Source organism: Pseudomonas sp. 382 (assembly GCF_002759075.1).
GTDB lineage: Bacteria > Pseudomonadota > Gammaproteobacteria > Pseudomonadales > Pseudomonadaceae > Aquipseudomonas > Aquipseudomonas vlassakiae.
Window position 1 is genome coordinate 146,864 of record NZ_PEMX01000002.1, and the last position, 21,183, is coordinate 168,046.

Sequence of the window (21,183 nt, forward strand, 5' to 3'; positions counted from 1 at the left end):
CGACTATGGCCCTTTTTATGGCTCCGATAATGCGCAAGCCGTGAGCGACGTACATTCCTGCCAGCGACATCGGCGTGCTTATCGCGACCAGCCCCGCGCTACAAGGGCTGGCGCGTCGTAATTCAAATCGGCCATGTCGCCCATGGATACGGTTCATGGCGCCTTCGGACGCACACTCCACGGCAAAACAACCAGCTGTTTGTTTGCGAAAAGCAGCCTTGCGGCACCACAACAACGATTAGCCACCTTTAGCCGGCCGCGCACGGCCCCGAGGAATACACGATGGACGTCACCGCAACCCTGAGCCTGGGCGATCCACTGGAACCTGCACGCAAGGCCACCGCCGAGATGCTGCAGACCCGCGAGCGCACCTACTCGCTGCCCCAGCCGTTCTACACCGACGAGCGTCTGTTCCAGATCGACATGCAGGAGATCTTCCAGAAGGAATGGCTGATCGCCAGCATGACCTGCGAGATCCCGGCCAAGGGCAACTACATCACGCTGCAGATCGGCAAGAACCCGATCCTCGTGGTGCGGGGTGCCGAAGGCAAGGTACACGCCTTCCATAACGTCTGCCGCCACCGCGGTTCGCGTTTGTGCGTGAGCGACAAAGGCAAGGTGGCCAAGCTGGTCTGCCACTACCACCAGTGGACCTATGAGCTGGACGGTCGCCTGCTGTTCGCGGGCACCGAAATGGGCGCCGATTTCGACATGAAGCAATACGGCCTCAAGCCTGTGCACGTGAAGGTGGCCGGCGGCTATATCTTCATCAGCCTGGCGGAAAACCCACCGGCTATCGACGAGTTCCTGGCCACCCTGGACCACTACATGGAACCGTACGACATGGAGAACACCAAGGTGGCGGTGCAGACCACCTTGATGGAAAAGGCCAACTGGAAGCTGGTGCTGGAAAACAACCGCGAGTGCTACCACTGCTCCGGTTCCCACCCAGAACTGCTGCAAACCCTGCTGGAGTGGGACGACACCAACGACCCTCGCGCCGACCAGGCCTTCAAGGACCACGTGGCCGCCTCCGCCGCTGCCTGGGAAGCCGAGAAGATCCCGTACCTGCACAAGAGCCACGGCCTGCGTAACCGCATCGTGCGCATGCCGCTGCTCAAGGGCACCGTGTCGATGACCATGGACGGCAAGCAGGCCTGCCAGAAGCTGATGGGCCGCATCAAGAACCCGGACCTGGGCTCGATGCGCATCCTGCACCTGCCGCACTCGTGGAACCACTGCATGGGCGACCACATGATCGTCTTCACCGTGTGGCCGATCAGCGCCCAGGAAACCATGGTCACCACCAAGTGGCTGGTGCACAAGGATGCCGTGGAAGGCGTGGACTACGACCCGGAGCACATGCGCAAGGTGTGGGACGCCACCAACGACCAGGACCGCCGCCTGGCCGAAGAGAACCAGCGCGGGATCAACTCCACTGCGTACCAGCCTGGGCCGTACTCGAAGACTTACGAGTTTGGTGTGGTCAACTTCATTGACTGGTACAGCCAGCGGATGTTGAACAACCTCGGGGCGGAGCCGGCGCCGTATCTGAAGGAAGTGCAGGCGCAATAGCCAGGGTCGAACCAGGCAGGCAAGCGATTGGCTGCCTGGTGCTTGGCTCATCCACGAGCAGGCAGATCTACCGCGTTCCCACGAATCCTCTGCATGACATTTTTGCCTGCCGTCAGCACCGGGGTTACCCCTGTCAGGATCCCCAGTGCTTCAACGGCTACACTGGGCAACTGGGCTGGTGACTGCCACAGATAGGGCACCACCACAGCCGCATGCTGCTGGATATTCAGCAAGCGCTCCGTGACACCGAGGCTGGTGGCCGCAGCCCCCACCACGATACTGTCCTTTATCAATGGAACGCTTGGACTGCCTAGTTCGGACCAGACCAAAGCCGATGCAGTCACTTTCAAAGTACCCTTGTGTGTCTTGGCGAGTACCTGAAGTTGCTGGGTAAGTGAAGGCGCGGCATTTTGCAAACGCCCCTGTACGACTACCTTGAGCGCTGACAAGACCCCATCGATGACGTTGAGGGCACCCTCTGCCAAGGCTGTCAGGAAAAGTGAGTTCGGTAAGGAGAATGCGCCATTGCGATCGACTCGATTGACAGGATCGCCGGAGCAATAGCTGTACGCATTGATGCCGCCTATACCGAAGGGGCTCAGGGCATCAGCGCTATGGAATCTCATCAGTAATGGGTCGTAGGTACGATGGCCGCGGCCAAGATGATAATGGCCAGTCAAAGGGTCTCGATATTCGCCGCAGAATGCCAGGCGCGAGTTGGGCATGCCATGAAAAGTACCGTAGACAGTGAAGGTACGCGCGTCCATGGAAAATCACAGTCGGGTATTTTCGTGTGTTTCTGTGGAGTGCCGTCTCTCGCTCCTGATGCTGCTGGCGGATTCCGCTGGAGAAGGCTGTCGAGACATATCAATGTTCACGACCTTCGGGTTGACATTGATCACGACATGCCCGGCAGGTTGCTGAGCCAGTTGCACTTGGGGAGGTGGTGAAGTGGGCGCTGACCGGGCCTTAACAGGCAAAACCTCAAAACCGGATACATACCTGAGATTCTGCCCGGCCACGCTCGCAACCTGCCTCAAGCCACCCGCCAAATTTCTTGCGATGGTGACTCCGGACTTGATGATCGACGACGCATTGCCAAGACTTATCATGCCCAAGGCGACTGGCTCCAACCTTTGCGAGCCGCTGAACAGCATGCCCACTCCGGTCAGTACCAACGCAGACTCGACCATGAGCTGTCGACTGGCCCAAAGCGCCGAGCGGCTCTGGATTCTGCTCGTCAACGCAGCAAGGTTGAGGCCGACATAAGCTGCAACTGATGTGGATCTGGTCATTTCGATTGACCCCAGAACAGTCCAGAACTTGCCAGAGGGGTCGATGTAGTTGATGGGGTTTCCAGCGCAATAGGCGTAGGAATTGAGTCCACCCTGGCCAAAGGGACTCAGATTATCGGGACTGAGAAAACGCATCAGGCCGGGCCCATATAGCCGGTGGCCGTTGCCAAGGTGATAACACGCTGTCAGAGGGTCAAGACGTTGGCCAGCAAACGCGGTCAGCGGACCAGGTGCAATTGGCGCGTATCCATAAGGAGTGAAAGCCCTTTCATACGAGCATTGGTTACCTACAGCGCCCTGAGCCGCACGCTGCATATCTGCCACCAACAAGCAGGATCGTCTCATTGCTCAGCGCTCGGCCCCTGAATTTCGTAACGTCGACAATGACGCCGACGATCACATTTGGGTACTGGTAAAACTGACAGGTCGACCTGGTCAAATATTGATCAAAGCCCTGAATCCCTTTGTTTTAAAGGGCCACAGAGATTATCGAACACCTTGTCCACAGGTCGATAAACAGAATTCCTGAACAACTCTGCAACTGACCTGTGGATAAATACAAAAAACAGCAATTCATCATGGATTTAGCAATTTTCGAGTGAGTTGGACGTTCTTTGATCAACACCCTGAATCCCTTTGGCTTCAGGGCCTGCAGCGAAGCACAAACACTTTATCCACACCTTGGCGAACAGATTCCGTGGGCAAAATTCCGTTGCACCTGACATTTTTGCCAGTTTCGCCAGATCGCCCCTTGTGCTTCAGTGGGTGCCACTATTTTGGCACTACTCAGGAATAACTTATGCACAGGCGCCTGAATGGGACGGTGAAATGGTTCGATGAAGGCAACGGATTGGGGGTAATCCGCGCCGAGGGGCAAGCGTGGAACTACCTGGTGTTGCGTTGTGCAGCGGTGAACGGGGGATTGTCGGCGGGGGAGCGGGTGTCGTTCCTGCCGGTGACCGAAAGGCTGGCGAAATGGGCGTTCAACGTGGTCCGGCAATAACCGCTGTTTTTATAGGAGCGGCCTCGTGTCGCGAAAGGGCTGCAAAGCAGCCCCAGCAATATGTGCAATTGCGCTGACATCCTGGGGCCGCTGCGCAGCCCTTTCGCGACACAAGGCCGCTCCTACAAAAAAGTGCGGTCAGGCTCAGCGCAAGACACCCTCCTCCACCAGCAGCTTGAGAATGGCTTCGGCGCCTTCCTGTGGAGAAACATCCTTCAGCACCTTGCCACCGCCACCACTGGCCTTGGCCGTGGCTGCCTTCATCCGGTCCGCACCGCTCTTGGCCTTGATCACCTTGAGCCGCTTGGGCCTTGGCCGCGCCGGTTGCAGCTCGGCGTCAGCCAGCAGTTCATCCTCGACGATCGCCACATTGCGCGCCGCCAGCACACCCCGGCGCGCCGGGCCGAAGGCGCTCTGGCGTGGCTTGGGCGCTGCGTTATCCACAGTCGCCAGCAACGGCAGGCGCACCTTAAGCCGACGCCGCTGACCGCGCGGCAAGGCCTGCAATACCTGAGCAGTGCCGTTGTCGATCGACTCCACTTCAGCCAGCCCTACCACCAGCGGCCAGCCGAGCTTCTCGGCCAGCAGGAACGGCAGCATGCCCGACCCTTCACCGGTCTCGGCCTGGCTGCCGGTCAGCACCAGCTGAGCGCCAGCATCGCGCAGGTAATCACCCAGCACGCCCAGCACATCGGCCCCTGCCGGCTGTTCCAGCACGTCCAGATGGCCCAGGCCCATGCCCAGGTAGGCGCGCAGTGCCTCTTCCCGAGGGTCGCCGGCATGCACCACCTGCAAGTTATCCCCAGCCAGCTGCAGGCCCAGCTCCACGGCGCGGGCGTCCTGCTCGGCGCGGCGAGCTCGCCCGGAGCTGGGGTGGGCACCGATGGAAACCAGGCTGATCACTTTCGTACTCATGCTCGTGCCCTTAAGCCGCGTCGCGCTGGCCGCCGCTGCGGAAGTTGTCCACAGCCTCGATCAGTGCCTTGAGAATCGCCGAACTGTCGCCAATCACCGACAGGTCGGCCCGTTTGATCATGTCGCAACCCGGGTCCATGTTGATCGCCACCACCTTGTCGCAGGCGCCGATGCCCTGCAGGTGCTGGATCGCGCCAGAGATACCCACAGCCACATAGACCCGCGCAGTCACCCAGGTGCCGGTGGCACCGACCTGGCGGTTGCGCGGCATGAAGCCGTCGTCCACCGCCACCCGCGAGGCGCCTTCGGTGGCGCCGAGGGCCGCAGTGGCCTTGTGGTACAGGTCCCAGTCCTTGACGCCGTTGCCGCCCGAGACGATGAATTCGGCCTCGGCCATGGCGATGGTCGCCGGGTCGACCGCCACCGCACCCAGGTCCTCGATGCGCGACAGGCTACGCACCACGCTTGTGGACAACTCCACCGGCAGCGCTTCGTGACGGGTTTCGCTGACCGGCTCGGCACACTCCGCCGCCCCCAGGATCAGGCGGGGCACAGCACGTTGCAGGTCTTGCTGGCCGGCGCCGGCGCGGCCGATGCACTGGCCGTCCTTGACCTGCCAGACACGCGTCGCCGGGCGCTCGCCGAGCGACGCACCGAGGCGCCGGCCCAGCTCGCCGCCGCCGCTGCGGCTATCGGGCAGCAGCCAGTGACGCGGAGCGAACTGGTTATCCACAGCCCGCAGCCCCTGCACCCGTTGCTCTGGTGCATAACCTTCGAATGCCTCGCCATCGAGCACCAGCAGGCGATCGACACCGGCTGTGGAAAAGTTGCTTTCCTTGTGTTCACCAAACACCACCGCCAGCACTGCGCCGTCGCTGCCGGCCAGGCCATGGGCCAGGCCCAGCAGGTCGCGGTCGTGGCTGCTCAGGCGGCCACCGACCATGTCCGGTACCACGGCGATGTAGAACGCCGGCGCCGGAACCTGGTGCAGCGGTAGCTGTACTTCGGCTGCCGCCGTACGCCGCCCGCCGACACCAGTGCCCTGCTGGGCACCGCTGCGGTCGATGCGCTTGAGCCCGGCCGGACCGATGAAACCTGCGGCAAGCGCATGGGGATTCTTGCGGATCAGGCCGTTGGGCCCCATCCAGCGGGTCTGTTGCGTCTGCATCGCCGCATGCAGCGGATGCAGACGGTTACGGGCGATCCACTCGGCGCGTGGGTCGCGGCGGATAATCTCGCTCATCAGTGCACCTCCGCAGGTTCGCGTTTAACCGTTGGCGACTTTGGGGCCGCGGCAGCTTCCTCTTCGATCAGCACATCCGCCACCAGCTCGGCGAGGTCTTTGATCTGGGGACGCGGTTCAACCACACCTTCGAGCATCGCGGTGCATTGTGGGCAACCCACAGCCACCAGCTCGGCCTCGGTCTCGCGGATATCGTCCATGCGCATGTCCGGAATCCGCTGTTTGCCAGGGATGTCGGTGATCGGCGCACCGCCGCCACCACCGCAGCACCGGGAACGGAAGCCCGAACGCGCCATTTCGCGCACTTCGATACCCAGCGCCTTGAGCACTTCACGCGGGGCTTCGTATTCACCGTTGTAACGGCCCAGGTAGCACGGGTCGTGGTAGGTGACGCTGCCACCTTTGTGTTGGCCGAGGTTCAACTTCCTGGCCGCGATCAGTTCGGCGATGTAGGTGCTGTGGTGCAGCACCTGGTAGTCACCGCCCAGCGCGCCGTACTCGTTCTTCAGCACGTGGAAGCTGTGCGGGTCGCAGGTGACGATGCGCTGGAACTTGTACTTGGCCAAGGTCTGGATATTGCGCCTGGCCAGTTGCTGGAAGGTCGCTTCATCGCCCAGGCGGCGCGCCACGTCGCCGCTGTCGCGCTCTTCCAGGCCGAGCACGGCGAAGTCCACACCGGAAGCCTTGAGTACCTTGACGAACGAACGCAGGGTGCGCTGGTTACGCATGTCGAAGGCACCGTCACCGACCCAGAACAGCACCTCGGTGGACTTCACCTCCGACAGCAGCTGCAGGTTGAGGTCGGCCGCCCAGTTCATTCGCCCGCCGGGGGCGAAGCCGCCAGGGTTGTCGGTGGCGATCAGGTTTTCCAGCACCTCGGCGCCCTTGTTCGGGGTCGCGCCCTTTTCCAGAGTCAGGTGGCGGCGCATGTCGACGATGGCATCGACGTGCTCGATCATCATCGGGCATTCCTCGACGCAGGCCCGGCAGGTGGTGCACGACCACAGCGTCTCGGCATCGACCAAGCCGTTGACGATCGGCTGGTGCGGGTTGCCGCTGTGTTCACCCAGTGGCTTGCCTGGGTAAGGGCTGCCGGCAAAGTTGGCGTCACTGCCACCGGCCAGGCCGATGACCATGTCCTGGATGAGTTTTTTCGGGTTCAGCGGCTGGCCGGCGGCGAACGCCGGGCACATGGCTTCACATTTGCCGCACTGCACGCAGGCATCGAAGCCGAGCAGCTGGTTCCAGGTGAAATCCACCGGCTTTTCCACACCCAGCGGCGCGTTCGGGTCTTCCAGGTCGAGCGGCTTGAGGCCGGTGGAGCGGCCGCCGCCGAAGCGCTCGGCACGGCGGTGCCAGGCCAGGTGCAAGGCACCGGCGAAGGCGTGTTTCATCGGGCCGCCCCAGGTCATGCCGAAGAACAGCTCCGACACGCCCCACAGCACACCCAGGCCGAGAATGCCGACCATCACCCAGCCGCCGGTATTGGCCGGCAGGATGCCGGCGACCGGCAAGGTGGCGATGAAGAAGCTGGCAGCGAATACCAACAGGCTCTTGGGCAGGCGCATCCAAGGGCCCTTGGACAGGCGCGCAGGCGGGTTCAGGCGGCGCTTGAAGACGAAGATGGCGCCGGTGAACATGATCACGGTGGCCACCAGCAGCGCGTAGCCGAGGATCTTGCTCTGCAGGCCGAAGCCGTGCACCAGGATCGCCAGCGCAGCCGACAGCACGAAGCCACCGGCAGTGGCCACGTGGGTCTTGGACATGTACTTGTCGCGCTCGACCACGTGGTGCAGGTCGACCAGGTAACGCCGCGGCATGGCCAGCAGGCCGCCGATCAGGTTGACCTTGCTCGGCCGGCCACGGCGCCACATGCGCACCCGGCGCAGGGCGCCGAGCACTGCCAGGCCAAGGGCAGCGAACAGCAGGATGGGTAGAAGGGTGTTCAACATGGGAGGCTCCCACAACAGCGGTTGCAAGGGGTTCAGGCCCCTGGAATCCTGCACAGGCCCTGTGGGAGCGGGCGTGCCCGCGAATGCGTCAGATCAGACAACTCTGTTGTTCATGCTGACGCTTTCGCGGGCTCGCCCGCTCCCACAGGGGCCGGTGTGTGCCGACAGTGCGATCAGAAGTCCTTGCACAGGCGCAAGGCGTCGTAGATCGCCGCATGCACGTTGCGCTGGGCCACGCAGTCGCCGATGCGGTACAGCAGGTAGCCCTCGCCCGGCTGGCTGAGGATCGGCTGCGGCTTGATGGCGAACAGCGCCTCCACGTCGATCTGGCCCTTGTTGCGCGACCCTTCCTTCAGCGCGTAGTACAGCTGCTCGTCAGGACGCACGCCGTTTTCCACTACCACCTGGTCGACGACACGTTCTTCCTTGGCACCGGTGTATTCGTTCTCCAGCACCGCCACCAGCTTGTCGCCTTCGCGGTAGACCTTTTCCAGCATCATGTCGCCGGTCATGATCACTTCTTTCGGGTACATGCTGCGGTAGTAGGTCGGGAAGGTCGTACCGCCCATGGCCACGCCCGGTTTGATGTCGTCGGTGACGATCTCGACCTGGCTGCCCTTGTCGGCGATGAAGTCGGCCACCGACATGCCGGTGAATTCGCAGATGGTGTCGTACACCAGCACGTTCTTGCCCGGCGCAACCTTGCCGTCGAGCACGTCCCAGCTACTGACCACCAGCCCTTCGGCAGCGCCCCAGTGTTCGTTCTGCTCAAGGAACGAATGGCCGCCAACCGCGAGCACGATGATATCCGGGCGCAGGTCCTGGATGGTCGCCACGTCAGCGGCGGTACCCAGGCGCAGGTCGATCTTCAGGCGGGCGAACTCCAGCTGGTACCAGCGGGTGATGCCTGCGATCTGGTCGCGCTGCGGTGCCTTGGCGGCGATGGTGATCTGCCCGCCGATCTGGTCCTTCTTCTCGAACACGGTGACGTCGTGGCCGCGCTCGGCCGCCACGCGGGCCGCCTCCATGCCGGCAGGGCCGGCGCCGACGATGACCACCTTGCGTTTCGGCCCGGTGGTCTTCTCGATGATGTGCGGCACGCCCATGTATTCACGGGAGGTCGCGGCGTTCTGGATGCACAGCACATCCAGGCCCTGGTACTGGCGGTCGATGCAGTAGTTGGCACCGACGCACTGCTTGATCTGGTCGATCTGGCCCATCTTGATCTTGGCGATCAGATGCGGGTCGGCAATGTGCGCGCGGGTCATGCCGACCATGTCGACGTAGCCGCCTTCGAGGATACGTGTGGCCTGGTTCGGGTCCTTGATGTTCTGCGCGTGCAGCACCGGAACCTTGACCACTTCCTTGATGCCGGCGGCCAGGTGCAGGAACGGCTCTGGCGGGTAGCTCATGTTGGGGATGACGTTGGCCAGGGTGTTGTGGGTATCGCAACCCGAACCGACCACGCCGATGAAGTCGATCATGCCGGTGGCATCGTAGTAGGCGGCGATCTGCTTCATGTCCTCGTGGCTGAGGCCATCGGGGTGGAACTCGTCACCGCAGATACGCATGCCCACGCAGAAGTCGTCGCCGACTTCGGCCCGCACCGCCTTGAGCACTTCCAGGCCGAACTTCATGCGGCCTTCGAAGGTACCGCCCCATTCGTCGGTACGCTTGTTGACCCGCGGGCTCCAGAACTGGTCGATCATGTGCTGGTGCACGGCCGACAGTTCCACGCCATCCAGGCCGCCCTCTTTGGCACGACGCGCAGCCTGCGCATAGTTGCCGATGACCCGCCAGATCTCTTCCACCTCGATGGTTTTGCAGGTGGCGCGGTGCACGGGTTCACGGATGCCCGATGGCGACATCAGGGTAGGCCAGTTGAAGCCGTCCCAGCGCGAGCGACGGCCCATGTGGGTAATCTGGATCATGATCTTGGCGCCATGCTTGTGCATGGCGTCAGCGAGGTTCTGGAAGTGCGGGATGATGCGGTCGGTCGACAGGTTGACCGACGACCACCATTCCTGCGGGCTGTCGATGGCCACCACGGACGAGCCGCCGCAGATCGCCAGGCCGATGCCGCCCTTGGCCTTCTCTTCGTAGTACTTCACGTAGCGGTCGGTGGTCATGCCGCCGTCAGTGGCGTAGACCTCGGCATGCGCGGTGCTGAGCACGCGGTTGCGGATGGTCAGTTTGCCGATCTGGATCGGCTGGAACATTGCTTCGAATGCCATGACGCTTTCTCCGGCTTACAACGGCTTGACGACGAACAGGCCATCTTCGTGGCCTTCTTCCGAACCGCCGTAGACCTGCTCGGCCACGGTGCGGATCGAGCTGCCGCGGGCAGCGAGAATCTGGTCCATGGCGCCGGCGAACCAGCCGGTGAACATGTAGTCGACCTTGCGGCCGCACTTGCCATAGACGTACACGAATGCGGAATGCTTGAGCTTGACGCTGCAGGTGCCCTTGTCCAGGTCGATGTCCTGGATCTCGAACAGGCCCCAGCCACGCTGGCTCAGGCGCTTCATGTAGTGCTCGAACACCGCCACGCCTTCCAGGCCATGGCATTCGGCCTCTTTCTCGCACCAGTGCCAGGCCGACTTGTAGCCGGCCTTGTAGAGGATCTCGGCGTAGGCGTCAGCGCCCAGCACTTCCTCGATGCCCATGTGGTTGTTGACGAAGAAATGGCGCGGCACATACAGCATCGGCAGGGCGTCGCTGGTCCAGACACCGGTCTCGCTGTCGACTTCGATTGGCAATTGCGGGGCGATCTTGGCCATGGAAACTCAACTCCATAAAATTTTTATGTGGGTGCCCCGGCGTTGCTGGCAGGGGCTATCAGGCTTGGAGAGCGGCTTACTCGCCCCAGACGTCCTTGAGGACGTTGACCCAGTTCTCGCCCATGATCTTGCGCACCACGCGCTCGGAATGGCCGCGCTTGAGCAAGGTCTCGGTGAGGTTGGGGAATTCGCCGACAGTGCGAATGCCCAGCGGGTTGATGATCTTGCCGAAGTTGGTCAGGCGACGGGCGTAGCCCTTGTCGTGGGTCAGGTACTCGAAGAAGTCCTGGCCGTGGCCCTGGGTGAAGTCGGTACCGATACCGATGGCGTCTTCACCGACGATGTTCATGGTGTACTCGATGGCCTCGGCGTAGTCGTCGATGGTCGAGTCGATGCCCTTGGCCAGGAACGGCGCGAACATGGTCACGCCAACGAAGCCGCCGTGGTCGGCGATGAACTTCAGCTCGGCGTCAGACTTGTTGCGCGGGTGTTCCTTCAGGCCCGAAGGCAGGCAGTGGGAGTAGCAGACCGGCTTCTTCGATTCGAGAATCACTTCCTCGGAGGTCTTGGAACCGACGTGGGACAGGTCGCACATGATGCCGACGCGGTTCATCTCGGCGACGATCTCGCGACCGAAGCCCGACAGGCCGCCGTCACGCTCGTAGCAACCGGTGCCGACCAGGTTCTGGGTGTTGTAGCACATCTGCACGATACCCACGCCCAGCTGCTTGAACACGTCGACGTAGGCGATCTGGTCTTCGAACGCATGGGCGTTCTGGAAGCCGAAAAGGATGCCGGTCTTGCCCAGTTCCTTGGCCTTGCGGATGTCGGCGGTGGTGCGCACCGGCATCACCAGGTCGCTGTTGTCGCGGATCAGCTTCTGGCTGGCGGCGATGTTGTCCACAGTCGCCTTGAAGCCTTCCCAGACCGACACCGTGCAGTTGGCCGCAGTCAGCCCGCCCTTGCGCATGTCCTCGAACAGCTCGCGGTTCCATTTGGCAATGATCAGGCCGTCAATGACGATGCTGTCGGCGTGAAGTTCGGCTGGGCTCATCAGGCTGTCCCCTTTGTTGATATGGGCCGCGCCAAATCTTCTGTCGGCGCTTTGGGGCCAGCATATGCCTGTGCCCTGCGACGCCCCGGTGCAAAAACGACAGGGGGTTTGCCGAAAGCGTCAATGCGCGACATCGCGCCCTCTGGCGCGCCGCCTGGCGATGAGAGACAGTCTCGATAACGACATCTCACGCCACTTCATGAACATTTCGTCAGGGAGCTATCGTCTTGTCTGCGGCTGAGCGAGAATCCAGCCGATTCGTCAGCCTGTTAAGGAGAAAACGGATGAAATCAATGGCATGGCTGGTACTGCTGGCGGTCGTCTCGGGCGCCCACGCCGGCGAGGAAGAAAGCACCCCGTGCGACAACGTCGAAAGCGACCAGCAGACCTTTGCTTGCGCGACATTCAACAAGCAGACCGCCGAGCGCGAACTGAAAGCGGCCTATGACGACCTGATCCAGCGCATTCGCGACCAGTATGCCGACGAAGGCGACAAGGCGACCGCCCTGGTCGGGCGCATGGACGCCGCCGAGAAACTGTGGGCGCAGCTGCGGGATGCCGACTGCAAGGTCGAGACCTATGCCGAGAAACCCGGCAGTAAGGCGTTCCAGGCGGCCTGGGATACCTGCGTGGCGCAGCGCAGCGATGACCGCTCGGAGTACCTGCAGTCCATCGGCCAGCAATAATCCTGCTCCGGCCTCTTCGCGGGTAAACCCGCTCCCACATTGACTGCGCACGTCTCAAGGACAATGGTGCACCTGCCTCTTCGCGGGTAAACCCGCTCCCACCCTGACTGCGCAAGTCTCAAGGACAATGGTGCACCTGTGGGAGCGGGTTTACCCGCGAAAGGGCCGGCACAGGAGAGCATCAGACTACCCGGGCCAACCGGTCCTCCCGCGGACACTGCTCGAACCGCCCCCGGTAGCAGCGGGTAAAGTAGGAAGCCGACTCGAACCCGCACGCCACCGCCACTTCCAGCACGCTCATGTCGGTCTGGCGCAACAGCTGCCGTGCCTTGTCCAGCCGCAAGCGCAGATAGAAGCCGCTGGGCGTGTCGTCCAGGTGCAAGCGGAACAGCCGCTCCAGCTGCCGCCGGGTCACCTGCACCGCATCGGCCAGCACCTGGGTATTGAGCGGCTGCTCGATATTGCGCTCCATCTCGCCGATCACCTTGACCAGCTTCTTGTTGTTGATGCCGTAGCGGCTGGCGATCTGCATGCGCTGGTGGTCCTGGCGCGGGCGGATGCGCCCGAGCACGAACTGTTCGGACACCTGCACCGCCAGCTCGCTGCCATGGGCCTGGGCGATCAGGTCCAGCATCAGGTCGATCGATGCGGTGCCTCCGGCACAGGTGATACGACGCCGGTCGATCTCGAACAGCTCCTGGGTCACCTGCAAACGTGGATAGCGTTCCTTGAACGCGTCCAGCGCCTCCCAGTGCAAGGTTGCACGGTAGCCATCGAGCAAGCCGGCCTCGGCCAGCACCACCGGGCCGGTGTCGATTCCGCCAAGGATCACCCCATCATGATCGAGCCGACGCAGCGCCTGCTGCAGCTTCGGACCATAACAAGCCAGCGGCTCGAAGCCGGCGACGATCAGCAGCACGCCGCCCGCCTCACCCTCCCCCAACGCGCCATCGGCATTCACCGACATGCCGTTGCTCGCCTGCACCGCCCCGCCATCCAGGCTCAGCACGCGCCAGCGGTACGACGGCCCCTTGAAGCGGTTGGCCACGCGCAGGGGTTCCAGTGCGCTGATGAAGCCCATCGCCGAGAACCCCGGCAACAACAGGAAATGAATCAGTTGCGGCATTGCATGCTCCACGGCTGAAGGTGGTCGCCTCCGTGCAAATCTTGGTCGCCAGGGTGCGATTTTCGCCCCTGGCAGCAGCGTAGCGTGTTCACACGGCCCAGAGAGGCCGGCCCCTATAAAAAATGTCCTGCCGATGGAGAGCCACCATGCATCGCTTGATCCGCCGCAGCCTGTTGTCCCTTGCCCTGAGCAGCATCGCCGCCGCCCCGCTTTACGCCGCCGAGCCCGCGGCCTGCAAGAACGTGCGCCTTGGCGTGGTCAACTGGACCGACGTCATCGCCACCAGCGCCATGGCCCAGGTGCTGCTCGACGGCCTGGGTTACCAGACCAAGCAGACCAGCGCCTCGCAGCAGATCATCTTCGCCGGCATCCGCGACAAGCGCCTGGACATGTTCCTGGGTTACTGGAACCCGATCATGACCCAGACCATCACCCCGTTCGTCGACGCCAACCAGGTCAAGGTCCTTGAAAAACCCAGCCTGGAAGACGCCCGGGCCACCCTCGCCGTGCCGAAATACCTGTATGACAAGGGCCTGAAAACCTTCGCCGACATTCACAAGTTCGAGAAAGAGCTGGGCGGCAAGATCTACGGTATAGAACCCGGCTCCGGTGCCAACACCCAGATCAAGGCCATGATCAGCAAGAACCAGTTCGAGCTGGGCAAGTTCCAGCTGGTCGAGTCCAGCGAAGCCGGCATGCTCGCCGCCGTCGACCGCGCCGTGCGGCGCAAGGAAGCGGTAGTGTTCTTCGGCTGGGCGCCACACCCGATGAACGTGAATATCGACATGGCCTACCTCGGCGACAGCCAGGACGCCCTGGGCCCGGACGAAGGCCGTGCCACGGTGTGGACGGTGACCGCGCCGGACTACGCCGAACGCTGCCCCAACGCCCACCGCCTGCTGGCCAACCTGAACTTCAGCGCCGAGGACGAGAGCCGCATGATGCAGCCGCTGCTCGACCACAAGGACGCGCTGGAATCGGCCCGTCAGTGGCTCAAGGATCACCCCGGGGACAAGGCCCGCTGGCTTGAGGGGGTGACCACCTTCGATGGCAAGCCGGCTGCGGACAACCTCAAGCTCACCGCCAACTGACAGGGCCCTTTCGCGGGCTCGCCCGCTCCCACAGGTACAGCGCAAAGCTCAGGGTCACATTGATCCTGTGGGAGCGGGCGTGCCCGCGAATAGGCCAGCACAGACACCACAAGGAACCGCCATGAACCACGACGTCATCATCACCTGTGCCCTCACCGGCGCTGGCGACACGGTCGCCAAGAGCCACCTGGTCCCCGTCACCCCCAAACAGATCGCCGAATCCGCCGTGGAAGCCGCCAAGGCCGGCGCCACCGTGGTCCACTGCCACGTCCGTGACCCGCAAACCGGCCGTTTCAGCCGCGACGTGGCGCTGTACCGCGAAGTCATGGAGCGCATTCGCGAGGCCGACGTCGACATCATCGTCAACCTCACCGCCGGGATGGGCGGTGACCTGGAAATCGGCCCGGGCGAATCGCCCATGGAGTTCGGCCCCGGCACCGACCTGATCGGCCCGCTGGAGCGCCTGGCCCACGTCGAAGCGCTGCTGCCGGAAATCTGCACCCTCGACTGCGGCACCCTCAACTTCGGCGACGGCAACGCCATCTACGTCTCCACCCCCGCGCAGCTGCGCGCCGGGGCCAAGCGCATCACCGAACTGGGGGTGAAGGCCGAGCTGGAAATCTTCGACACCGGCCACCTGTGGTTCGCCAAACAGATGATGAAAGAAGGCCTGCTCGAGGACCCGCTGTTCCAGCTGTGCCTGGGCATCCCGTGGGGCGCACCGGCCGACACCACCACCATGAAGGCCATGGTCGACAACCTGCCGGCCAATGTTACCTGGGCAGGCTTCGGCATCGGCCGCATGCAGATGCCGATGGCGGCCCAGGCCGTGCTTCTGGGTGGCAACGTGCGGGTGGGCCTGGAAGACAACCTGTACCTGGACCGTGGCGTACTGGCCAGCAACGGCCAGCTGGTGGAACGCGCCGCTGAAATCATCACCCGCATGGGTGGCCGCGTGCTCAGCCCGGCAGAAGGCCGGGAAAAAATGAACCTCAAGCGCCGCTGATTCCTTCAACGATTGCAATCACGCCGCAAAACCCTGTGGGAGCGGGCTTGCCCGCGAAACAGACAACACGGTGGATGGCACCGGCTGCGCCGGTGTTCGCGGGCAAGCCCGCTCCCACAAGGTTCGGCGCTCATCCCAATAGTTCTGTTCATCCTGAGGACCCGATATGCCCTTCATCACCGAGATCAAGACCTTCGCTGCCCTGGGTAGCGGCGTGATCGGCAGCGGCTGGGTCGCCCGCGCCCTGGCCCATGGCCTGGACGTGGTCGCCTGGGACCCGGCCCCCGGCGCCGAGCAAGCCCTGCGCAAGCGCATCGCCAACGCCTGGCCGGCACTGGAGAAACAAGGCCTGGCAGAGGGTGCATCGCAGGACCGGCTGAAATTCGTGGCCACCATCGAGCAATGCGTACGCGACGCCGATTTCATCCAGGAAAGCGCACCCGAGCGTCTGGACCTCAAGCTCGACCTGCACGCGAAGATCAGCGCTGCTGCCAAGCCCAATGCAATCATCGGCTCCAGCACGTCGGGGCTGCTGCCCAGCGAGTTCTACGAGTCGTCCACGCACCCTGAGCGTTGCGTGGTCGGCCACCCGTTCAACCCGGTGTATCTCCTGCCGCTGGTGGAGATCGTCGGCGGTAGTCGCACGGCACCTGAAGCCATCGAAGCCGCCAAGACCATCTACACCGCCCTCGGCATGCGCCCGCTGCATGTACGCAAGGAAGTCCCCGGTTTCATCGCCGACCGCCTGCTCGAAGCGCTGTGGCGCGAGGCCCTGCACCTGGTCAACGATGGCGTGGCCAGCACTGGCGAAATCGACGATGCGATCCGCTTCGGCGCCGGCCTGCGCTGGTCGTTCATGGGTACCTTCCTCACCTACACCCTGGCAGGCGGTGATGCCGGCATGCGCCACTTCATGGCCCAGTTCGGCCCGGCGCTGAAGCTGCCCTGGACCTACCTGCCAGCACCGGAGCTGACCGACAAGCTGATCGACGATGTGGTCGAAGGCACCTCGGAACAACTGGGCGAGCGCAGCATCGCCGCGCTGGAGCGCTATCGTGATGACACGCTGCTGGCCGTACTGGAAGCGGTGAAGACCAGCAAAGCCAGCCACGGCATGGCCTTTGGCGATTGAGGAGCAGACAATGCCCGTACTGATCACCTACCGCACCCCAGTCCAGGAGGACTGGGTCGACTACAACGGGCACCTGCGCGATGCCTTTTACCTGCTGATCTTCAGCTACGCCACCGATAGGCTGATGGAGCGCATCGGCCTGGACGCTGACAGCCGCGGGCAGAGTGGGAACTCACTGTTCACCCTGGAAGCGCACATCAACTACCTGCACGAGGTGAAGCTAGGGACCGAGGTATGGGTGCAAACGCAGATCATCGGCTTCGATCACAAGCGCCTGCACGTCTACCACAGCCTGCACCGGGCCGGGTTCGACGAGGTGCTGGCTGCGAGCGAGCAGATGCTGTTGCATGTGGACCTGGCTGGGCCGAAGTCGGCGCCTTTCAGTGAGCAAAGTGCGGCCTTGCTGCAAAGCCTGGTGGATAGCCAACGCGACCTGCCTGCTGCGCAATTCGTCGGCCGCGTCCTGCAACTACCCCGCTGAGCGCTCAAAAAAATAACCCCGGAAAGCCGTGAGCATCCGGGGCCAAGAGCGAGCAACATCCACTGTGCATGAGTGAGGGTGACCAAACCCTCGGGAGCCGTGAATGCATGCAGTCTGCTGGCTTCCCGGCCCCTGCAATTAGCCGGGAGCGACCTGTTCTTAGCCAAACCAGCCATTGCGACATTCTGCCCTTGCGGGCCTGTCGCAGCAGACACAGAATCGGTCGTAAATCACAGCAGCACTCTCTTCGCGATAAAAGGGACAACAGCCATGATGCATGCGGATTTGATAGACCAGGACGACCTGGCAGGCCACCTGCGCGCGCGCGGGTTCGACATTCCCGCCGGAGCCAGTGCCGAACAGGCCTGCGAAGCGGTGGTGCGCGGGCTGACCGAGCCGAATGCGCGGGCGCTGAAAGGGATGGTCGAGCAGATGTATACCGGTAGCGCAACCATTCTGCCGGCGGTGCGCCAGGCCATCGACAAGCAGCTGTTGCCCGCGCTGGCCCAGTTCAACAAACGCGCCTGACTGGCTTTTCCTGCCCCGGCCTCTTCGCGGGCCAGCCCGCTCCCACAGGGACGGCACCGTTTTTGAACTCGGTGCAACACCTGGGGGAGCGGGCTGGCCCGCGAAGGGGCCGGTGCCGTTTCAGAGCCTTACGCTGGCAAAGGTCGACTCGTTGCGCGCCTGGCTCAAGGCCGCCATCGGCCCGCTGTGCGGCGACAGGGTCATGGCCTGCGGAATCGGCATCATTGCCACCTGCTGCGCGGTGTTGGAGCCCACGCGCTCGTCACGCGGCGGAATGCCGAAGTACTCGCGGTAGCACTTGGAGAAGTGCGGGGTAGAGACGAAGCCGCACACCGAGGCCACTTCGATGATCGACATCGGTGTCTGCTTGAGCAACTGCCGGGCGCGGATCAGGCGCAGCTTGAGGTAGTAGCGCGACGGCGAGCAATGCAGGTACTTCTGGAACAGCCGTTCGAGCTGACGGCGCGACACCGACACGTACACGGCCAGTTCATCCAGGTCGATCGGCTCTTCGAGGTTGGCCTCCATCAGCGCAACGATCTCCTGCAACTTCGGCTGGTTGGTGCCGAGCATGTGCTTGAGCGGCACGCGCTGGTGGTCCTGCTCGTTGCGGATGCGCTCGTAGACGAACATCTCGGAGATCGCCGCCGACAGCTCACGGCCGTGATCGCGGCTGATCAGGTGCAGCATCATGTCCAGCGGCGCGGTGCCGCCGGAGCTGGTGAAGCGGTTGCGGTCGAGGGTGAACAGGCGGGTGCTCATGTTGACCCGCGGGAAGGCCTCCTGCATGGCCGCCAGGCATTCCCAATGCACGCTGCAATCGAAACCATCGAGCAGGCCGGCACAGGCCAGCGCCCAGCTGCCGGTGCACACCGCACCGAGGCGGCGCGACTGGCGAGCCTGGGCCTGCAGCCACGTGACATGCTCACGGGTGACCGTGCGCTGGATGCCAACACCGCCGCAGACGATCACGGTGTCGATCGGCGGTGCGCTGTGCATGGCGGCATCGGGAGTGATCTGCAGGCCATCACTGGCCCATACCTGGCCGCCATCGACGGTCAGGGTGTGCCAGCGGTACAGCTCGCGACCAGAAAGCTGGTTGGCCATGCGCAGCGGCTCCACGGCCGATGCCAGGGATATCAGGGTGAAATTGTCCAGAAGGAGAAACCCGATGGACTGGGGGGCTGTGCGGTTCTGGGTTGGGTTCCCGGAGGTGTACGACGTCATCGCGATTTCTCCTCACACAAATGCAGGGTGTGCCTCAGGCGGGCACTGATTTTCTTGTTATGGCCCCAGGTTCATGTGCAGGGGCTTGCTGCCAATCTAAACGCAAGGGTCGTGCCTGAAATTGAACGACCATCCGAAAAAACCTGAAAACGACGCCTTCATTCGGCAATTCAGGGACTTCGATCGAGTTGGCAATTCTTCGCAAAGCGCCGTGCTAGCGCCTTGCGTGTAACAACTGAGCAATTTGGTGACACGCGCAGCCTTGGTTGCCCAGAAACGACACTCTTGAGTGTCACCGACAATGCCCGCACTGATAGCGACAGCCGACGATCGGTACGCACTGCAATGGGGCGCGGTGCACCACAAACATTCAAGGGCCCCTTCGCGGGCACGCCCGCTCCCACAGGATTGCGCCCCTGTGGGAGCGGGCGTGCCCGCGAAGAGGCCCCTGAGGCCTGCCTAAAATCTCAGCATTCAATGGCGCTGACCGCCAGGCCACCGCGCGAGGTCTCTTTATATTTGTCGTGCATGTCGGCCCCGGTGTCGCGCATGGTGCGGATCACCTGGTCGAGGGAGATGAAGTGCTCGCCATCGCCGCGCAACGCCATCTGCACGGCATTGATCGCCTTCACTGCGGCTATCGCGTTGCGCTCGATGCACGGCACCTGCACCAGGCCGCCGACCGGGTCGCAGGTCAGGCCGAGGTTGTGTTCCAGAGCGATTTCGGCAGCGTTCTCTACCTGCGCCGGGGTCGCCCCCAGCACTTCGGCGAGGCCGGCAGCAGCCATGGCACAGGCCGAACCGACCTCGCCCTGGCAGCCAACTTCTGCACCGGAAATCGACGCGTTCTTCTTGCACAGGATGCCCACGGCGGCGGCGCCGAGGAAGAAGTCGACCACGCTCGACTCGTCTACCGCATCACTGAAGCGCATGTAGTAGTGCAGCACCGCCGGGATGATACCGGCCGCGCCGTTGGTAGGCGCAGTGACCATGCGCCCGCCAGCGGCGTTTTCTTCGTTGACGGCCAGGGCGAACAAGTTGACCCACTCCATGGCGCTCATGGTCGAGCCGATCACGTTGGGCTTGCCGATTTCCTGCAGGCTGCGGTGCAGCTTGGCGGCGCGCCTGCGCACATTGAGCCCGCCGGGCAGCGTGCCTTCGTACTTCAGGCCGTTGTTGACGCATTCCTGCATGGCTTCCCAGAGCTTGTGCAGGCCGGCGCGGATTTCTTCCTCGCTGCGCCAGACCTTCTCATTGGCCATCATCAATTGCGACACGCTAAGGTCGTTTTGCTTGCACAGGCGCAGCAGCTCGGCGGCGCTGTTGAAATCGTACGGTAGCACCGTCTGGTCGGCATCCAGCACGCCGCTGGCGGCCTGGGCGGCGTCGACCACGAAGCCGCCACCGACCGAGTAATAGGTGTCGCGATGCAGCTCGCCCTGGGCACCTTCGGCGATCAGGGTCATGGCGTTGGGGTGGTACGGCAGGTTCTCGTCCAGCAGCAGCATGTCGCGGGGCCAGACGAACTCGATGGGCAGGCGGTTATCCAGTTTCAGGGTGTTGGTTTCGCGCAGGTCGGCGATCCGCGGGACGATCTGGGTCGGGTCGATGGCGTCCGGCCACTCGCCCATCAGGCCCATGATGGTGGCGTTGTCGGTGCCATGGCCGATGCCAGTGGCCGACAGCGAACCGTACAGCCGCACTTCGATCCTGCGCACCTGTTCCAGCTCGCCGCGTTCACGCAGGCCCTGGACGAACAGGGCACCGGCACGCATGGGGCCGACGGTGTGGGAGCTTGAGGGCCCGACACCAATCTTGAACAGGTCGAACACGCTGATGGCCATTGTCGAATCACCTCTTGCTGGGCTTGTCTCTGCGCGCCATGCGCAGGGCGGGGCAACTGCTAGGCTGAAGCTGCGAGCCGCCACGAATGCACGCATCATCGGGCTTTTGCCTACCCCCTCGCCGTCTGCAACCGACGTAATTTTGTCCAGCAGCGCCGTAGCCTTTTCGGCCACCTTGTCGCCGCTTTCAAGCGACCGGGTGACGCAAAAATGCGGCTACAGGGGTGGAAAAACTCATAAACGAC

Annotated in this window: 19 protein-coding genes; 8 read left to right on the top strand and 11 right to left on the bottom strand. The window is 63.1% G+C overall.

Going from position 1 to position 21,183, the window contains the following annotated elements:
- Window positions 1–282 precede the first annotated feature (282 nt).
- Entirely contained in the window at window positions 283–1,575 is a 1,293-nt protein-coding gene (gbcA, locus tag CQW31_RS03610; protein ID WP_099813782.1) for a glycine-betaine demethylase subunit GbcA, read from the top strand.
- Window positions 1,576–1,622: 47 nt separating this feature from the next.
- Here gbcA and CQW31_RS03615 read toward each other — a convergent pair whose 3' ends face one another.
- Both CQW31_RS03615 and CQW31_RS03620 read right to left on the bottom strand, forming a co-directional pair.
- On the bottom strand, window positions 1,623–2,342 hold the full coding sequence (locus CQW31_RS03615) for an RHS repeat-associated core domain-containing protein (RefSeq protein WP_082433618.1): 720 nt from the start codon (window positions 2,340–2,342) through the stop codon (window positions 1,623–1,625).
- Between the two features lie 6 nt (window positions 2,343–2,348).
- The gene (locus CQW31_RS03620) at window positions 2,349–3,215 is read right to left on the bottom strand and encodes an RHS repeat-associated core domain-containing protein (protein ID WP_099813783.1); all 867 of its coding nucleotides are present in this window, start codon (window positions 3,213–3,215) and stop codon (window positions 2,349–2,351) included.
- A gap of 454 nt (window positions 3,216–3,669) precedes the next feature.
- On the opposite strand from CQW31_RS03620, the gene CQW31_RS03625 reads away from it, so the two are divergent.
- A complete protein-coding gene (locus CQW31_RS03625) occupies window positions 3,670–3,873 on the top strand; it encodes a hypothetical protein (protein WP_054886042.1) in 204 nt (67 codons plus the stop codon).
- 144 nt (window positions 3,874–4,017) lie between these two features.
- Here CQW31_RS03625 and CQW31_RS03630 read toward each other — a convergent pair whose 3' ends face one another.
- The 6 genes from CQW31_RS03630 to CQW31_RS03655 form a co-directional block, all read right to left on the bottom strand.
- Entirely contained in the window at window positions 4,018–4,788 is a 771-nt protein-coding gene (locus tag CQW31_RS03630; RefSeq protein WP_099813784.1) for an electron transfer flavoprotein subunit beta, read from the bottom strand.
- A gap of 10 nt (window positions 4,789–4,798) precedes the next feature.
- The gene (locus CQW31_RS03635; RefSeq protein ID WP_054886044.1) at window positions 4,799–6,031 is read right to left on the bottom strand and encodes an electron transfer flavoprotein subunit alpha/FixB family protein; all 1,233 of its coding nucleotides are present in this window, start codon (window positions 6,029–6,031) and stop codon (window positions 4,799–4,801) included.
- On the bottom strand, window positions 6,031–7,983 hold the full coding sequence (gene dgcB / locus CQW31_RS03640; protein WP_054886045.1) for a dimethylglycine demethylation protein DgcB: 1,953 nt from the start codon (window positions 7,981–7,983) through the stop codon (window positions 6,031–6,033). The genes CQW31_RS03635 and dgcB overlap by 1 nt, the downstream gene beginning before the upstream one ends.
- Window positions 7,984–8,156: 173 nt before the next feature.
- Window positions 8,157–10,217 (bottom strand): dimethylglycine demethylation protein DgcA, encoded by a 2,061-nt coding sequence (dgcA, locus tag CQW31_RS03645; RefSeq protein WP_054886692.1) that lies wholly within the window; start codon window positions 10,215–10,217, stop codon window positions 8,157–8,159.
- A gap of 15 nt (window positions 10,218–10,232) precedes the next feature.
- Entirely contained in the window at window positions 10,233–10,763 is a 531-nt protein-coding gene (locus CQW31_RS03650) for a DUF5943 domain-containing protein (RefSeq protein ID WP_054886693.1), read from the bottom strand.
- A 76-nt stretch (window positions 10,764–10,839) separates the two neighbouring features.
- A complete protein-coding gene (locus CQW31_RS03655) occupies window positions 10,840–11,817 on the bottom strand; it encodes a dipeptidase (protein ID WP_016392223.1) in 978 nt (325 codons plus the stop codon).
- Window positions 11,818–12,101: 284 nt separating this feature from the next.
- Here CQW31_RS03655 and CQW31_RS03660 point away from each other — a divergent pair, with 284 nt between their 5' ends.
- The gene (locus tag CQW31_RS03660; protein WP_054886694.1) at window positions 12,102–12,503 is read left to right on the top strand and encodes a lysozyme inhibitor LprI family protein; all 402 of its coding nucleotides are present in this window, start codon (window positions 12,102–12,104) and stop codon (window positions 12,501–12,503) included.
- Window positions 12,504–12,684: 181 nt separating this feature from the next.
- Here the strand turns inward: CQW31_RS03660 and CQW31_RS03665 are convergent, their stop codons facing one another.
- On the bottom strand, window positions 12,685–13,629 hold the full coding sequence (locus CQW31_RS03665; RefSeq protein WP_054886695.1) for a GlxA family transcriptional regulator: 945 nt from the start codon (window positions 13,627–13,629) through the stop codon (window positions 12,685–12,687).
- Between the two features lie 146 nt (window positions 13,630–13,775).
- Here CQW31_RS03665 and choX point away from each other — a divergent pair, with 146 nt between their 5' ends.
- The 5 genes from choX (at window position 13,776) to CQW31_RS03690 (ending at window position 17,867) form a co-directional block, all read left to right on the top strand.
- A complete protein-coding gene (choX, locus tag CQW31_RS03670) occupies window positions 13,776–14,720 on the top strand; it encodes a choline ABC transporter substrate-binding protein (RefSeq protein WP_099813785.1) in 945 nt (314 codons plus the stop codon).
- 121 nt (window positions 14,721–14,841) lie between these two features.
- Window positions 14,842–15,726 (top strand): 3-keto-5-aminohexanoate cleavage protein, encoded by an 885-nt coding sequence (locus CQW31_RS03675; RefSeq protein ID WP_054886697.1) that lies wholly within the window; start codon window positions 14,842–14,844, stop codon window positions 15,724–15,726.
- A 166-nt stretch (window positions 15,727–15,892) separates the two neighbouring features.
- Window positions 15,893–16,858 (top strand): L-carnitine dehydrogenase, encoded by a 966-nt coding sequence (locus CQW31_RS03680; protein WP_099813786.1) that lies wholly within the window; start codon window positions 15,893–15,895, stop codon window positions 16,856–16,858.
- A 10-nt stretch (window positions 16,859–16,868) separates the two neighbouring features.
- Window positions 16,869–17,339: a thioesterase family protein gene (locus CQW31_RS03685; protein ID WP_099813787.1), complete on the top strand. Its 471-nt coding sequence runs from the start codon at window positions 16,869–16,871 to the stop codon at window positions 17,337–17,339.
- A gap of 270 nt (window positions 17,340–17,609) precedes the next feature.
- Window positions 17,610–17,867: a hypothetical protein gene (locus CQW31_RS03690; RefSeq protein ID WP_003255717.1), complete on the top strand. Its 258-nt coding sequence runs from the start codon at window positions 17,610–17,612 to the stop codon at window positions 17,865–17,867.
- A gap of 120 nt (window positions 17,868–17,987) precedes the next feature.
- Here CQW31_RS03690 and CQW31_RS03700 read toward each other — a convergent pair whose 3' ends face one another.
- Both CQW31_RS03700 and CQW31_RS03705 read right to left on the bottom strand, forming a co-directional pair.
- Window positions 17,988–19,094: a GlxA family transcriptional regulator gene (locus CQW31_RS03700; protein ID WP_054886700.1), complete on the bottom strand. Its 1,107-nt coding sequence runs from the start codon at window positions 19,092–19,094 to the stop codon at window positions 17,988–17,990.
- A 467-nt stretch (window positions 19,095–19,561) separates the two neighbouring features.
- Window positions 19,562–20,938, bottom strand: a complete 1,377-nt coding sequence (locus tag CQW31_RS03705; RefSeq protein ID WP_099813788.1) for an L-serine ammonia-lyase — start codon at window positions 20,936–20,938, stop codon at window positions 19,562–19,564.
- Between the last annotated feature and the right edge of the window lie 245 nt (window positions 20,939–21,183).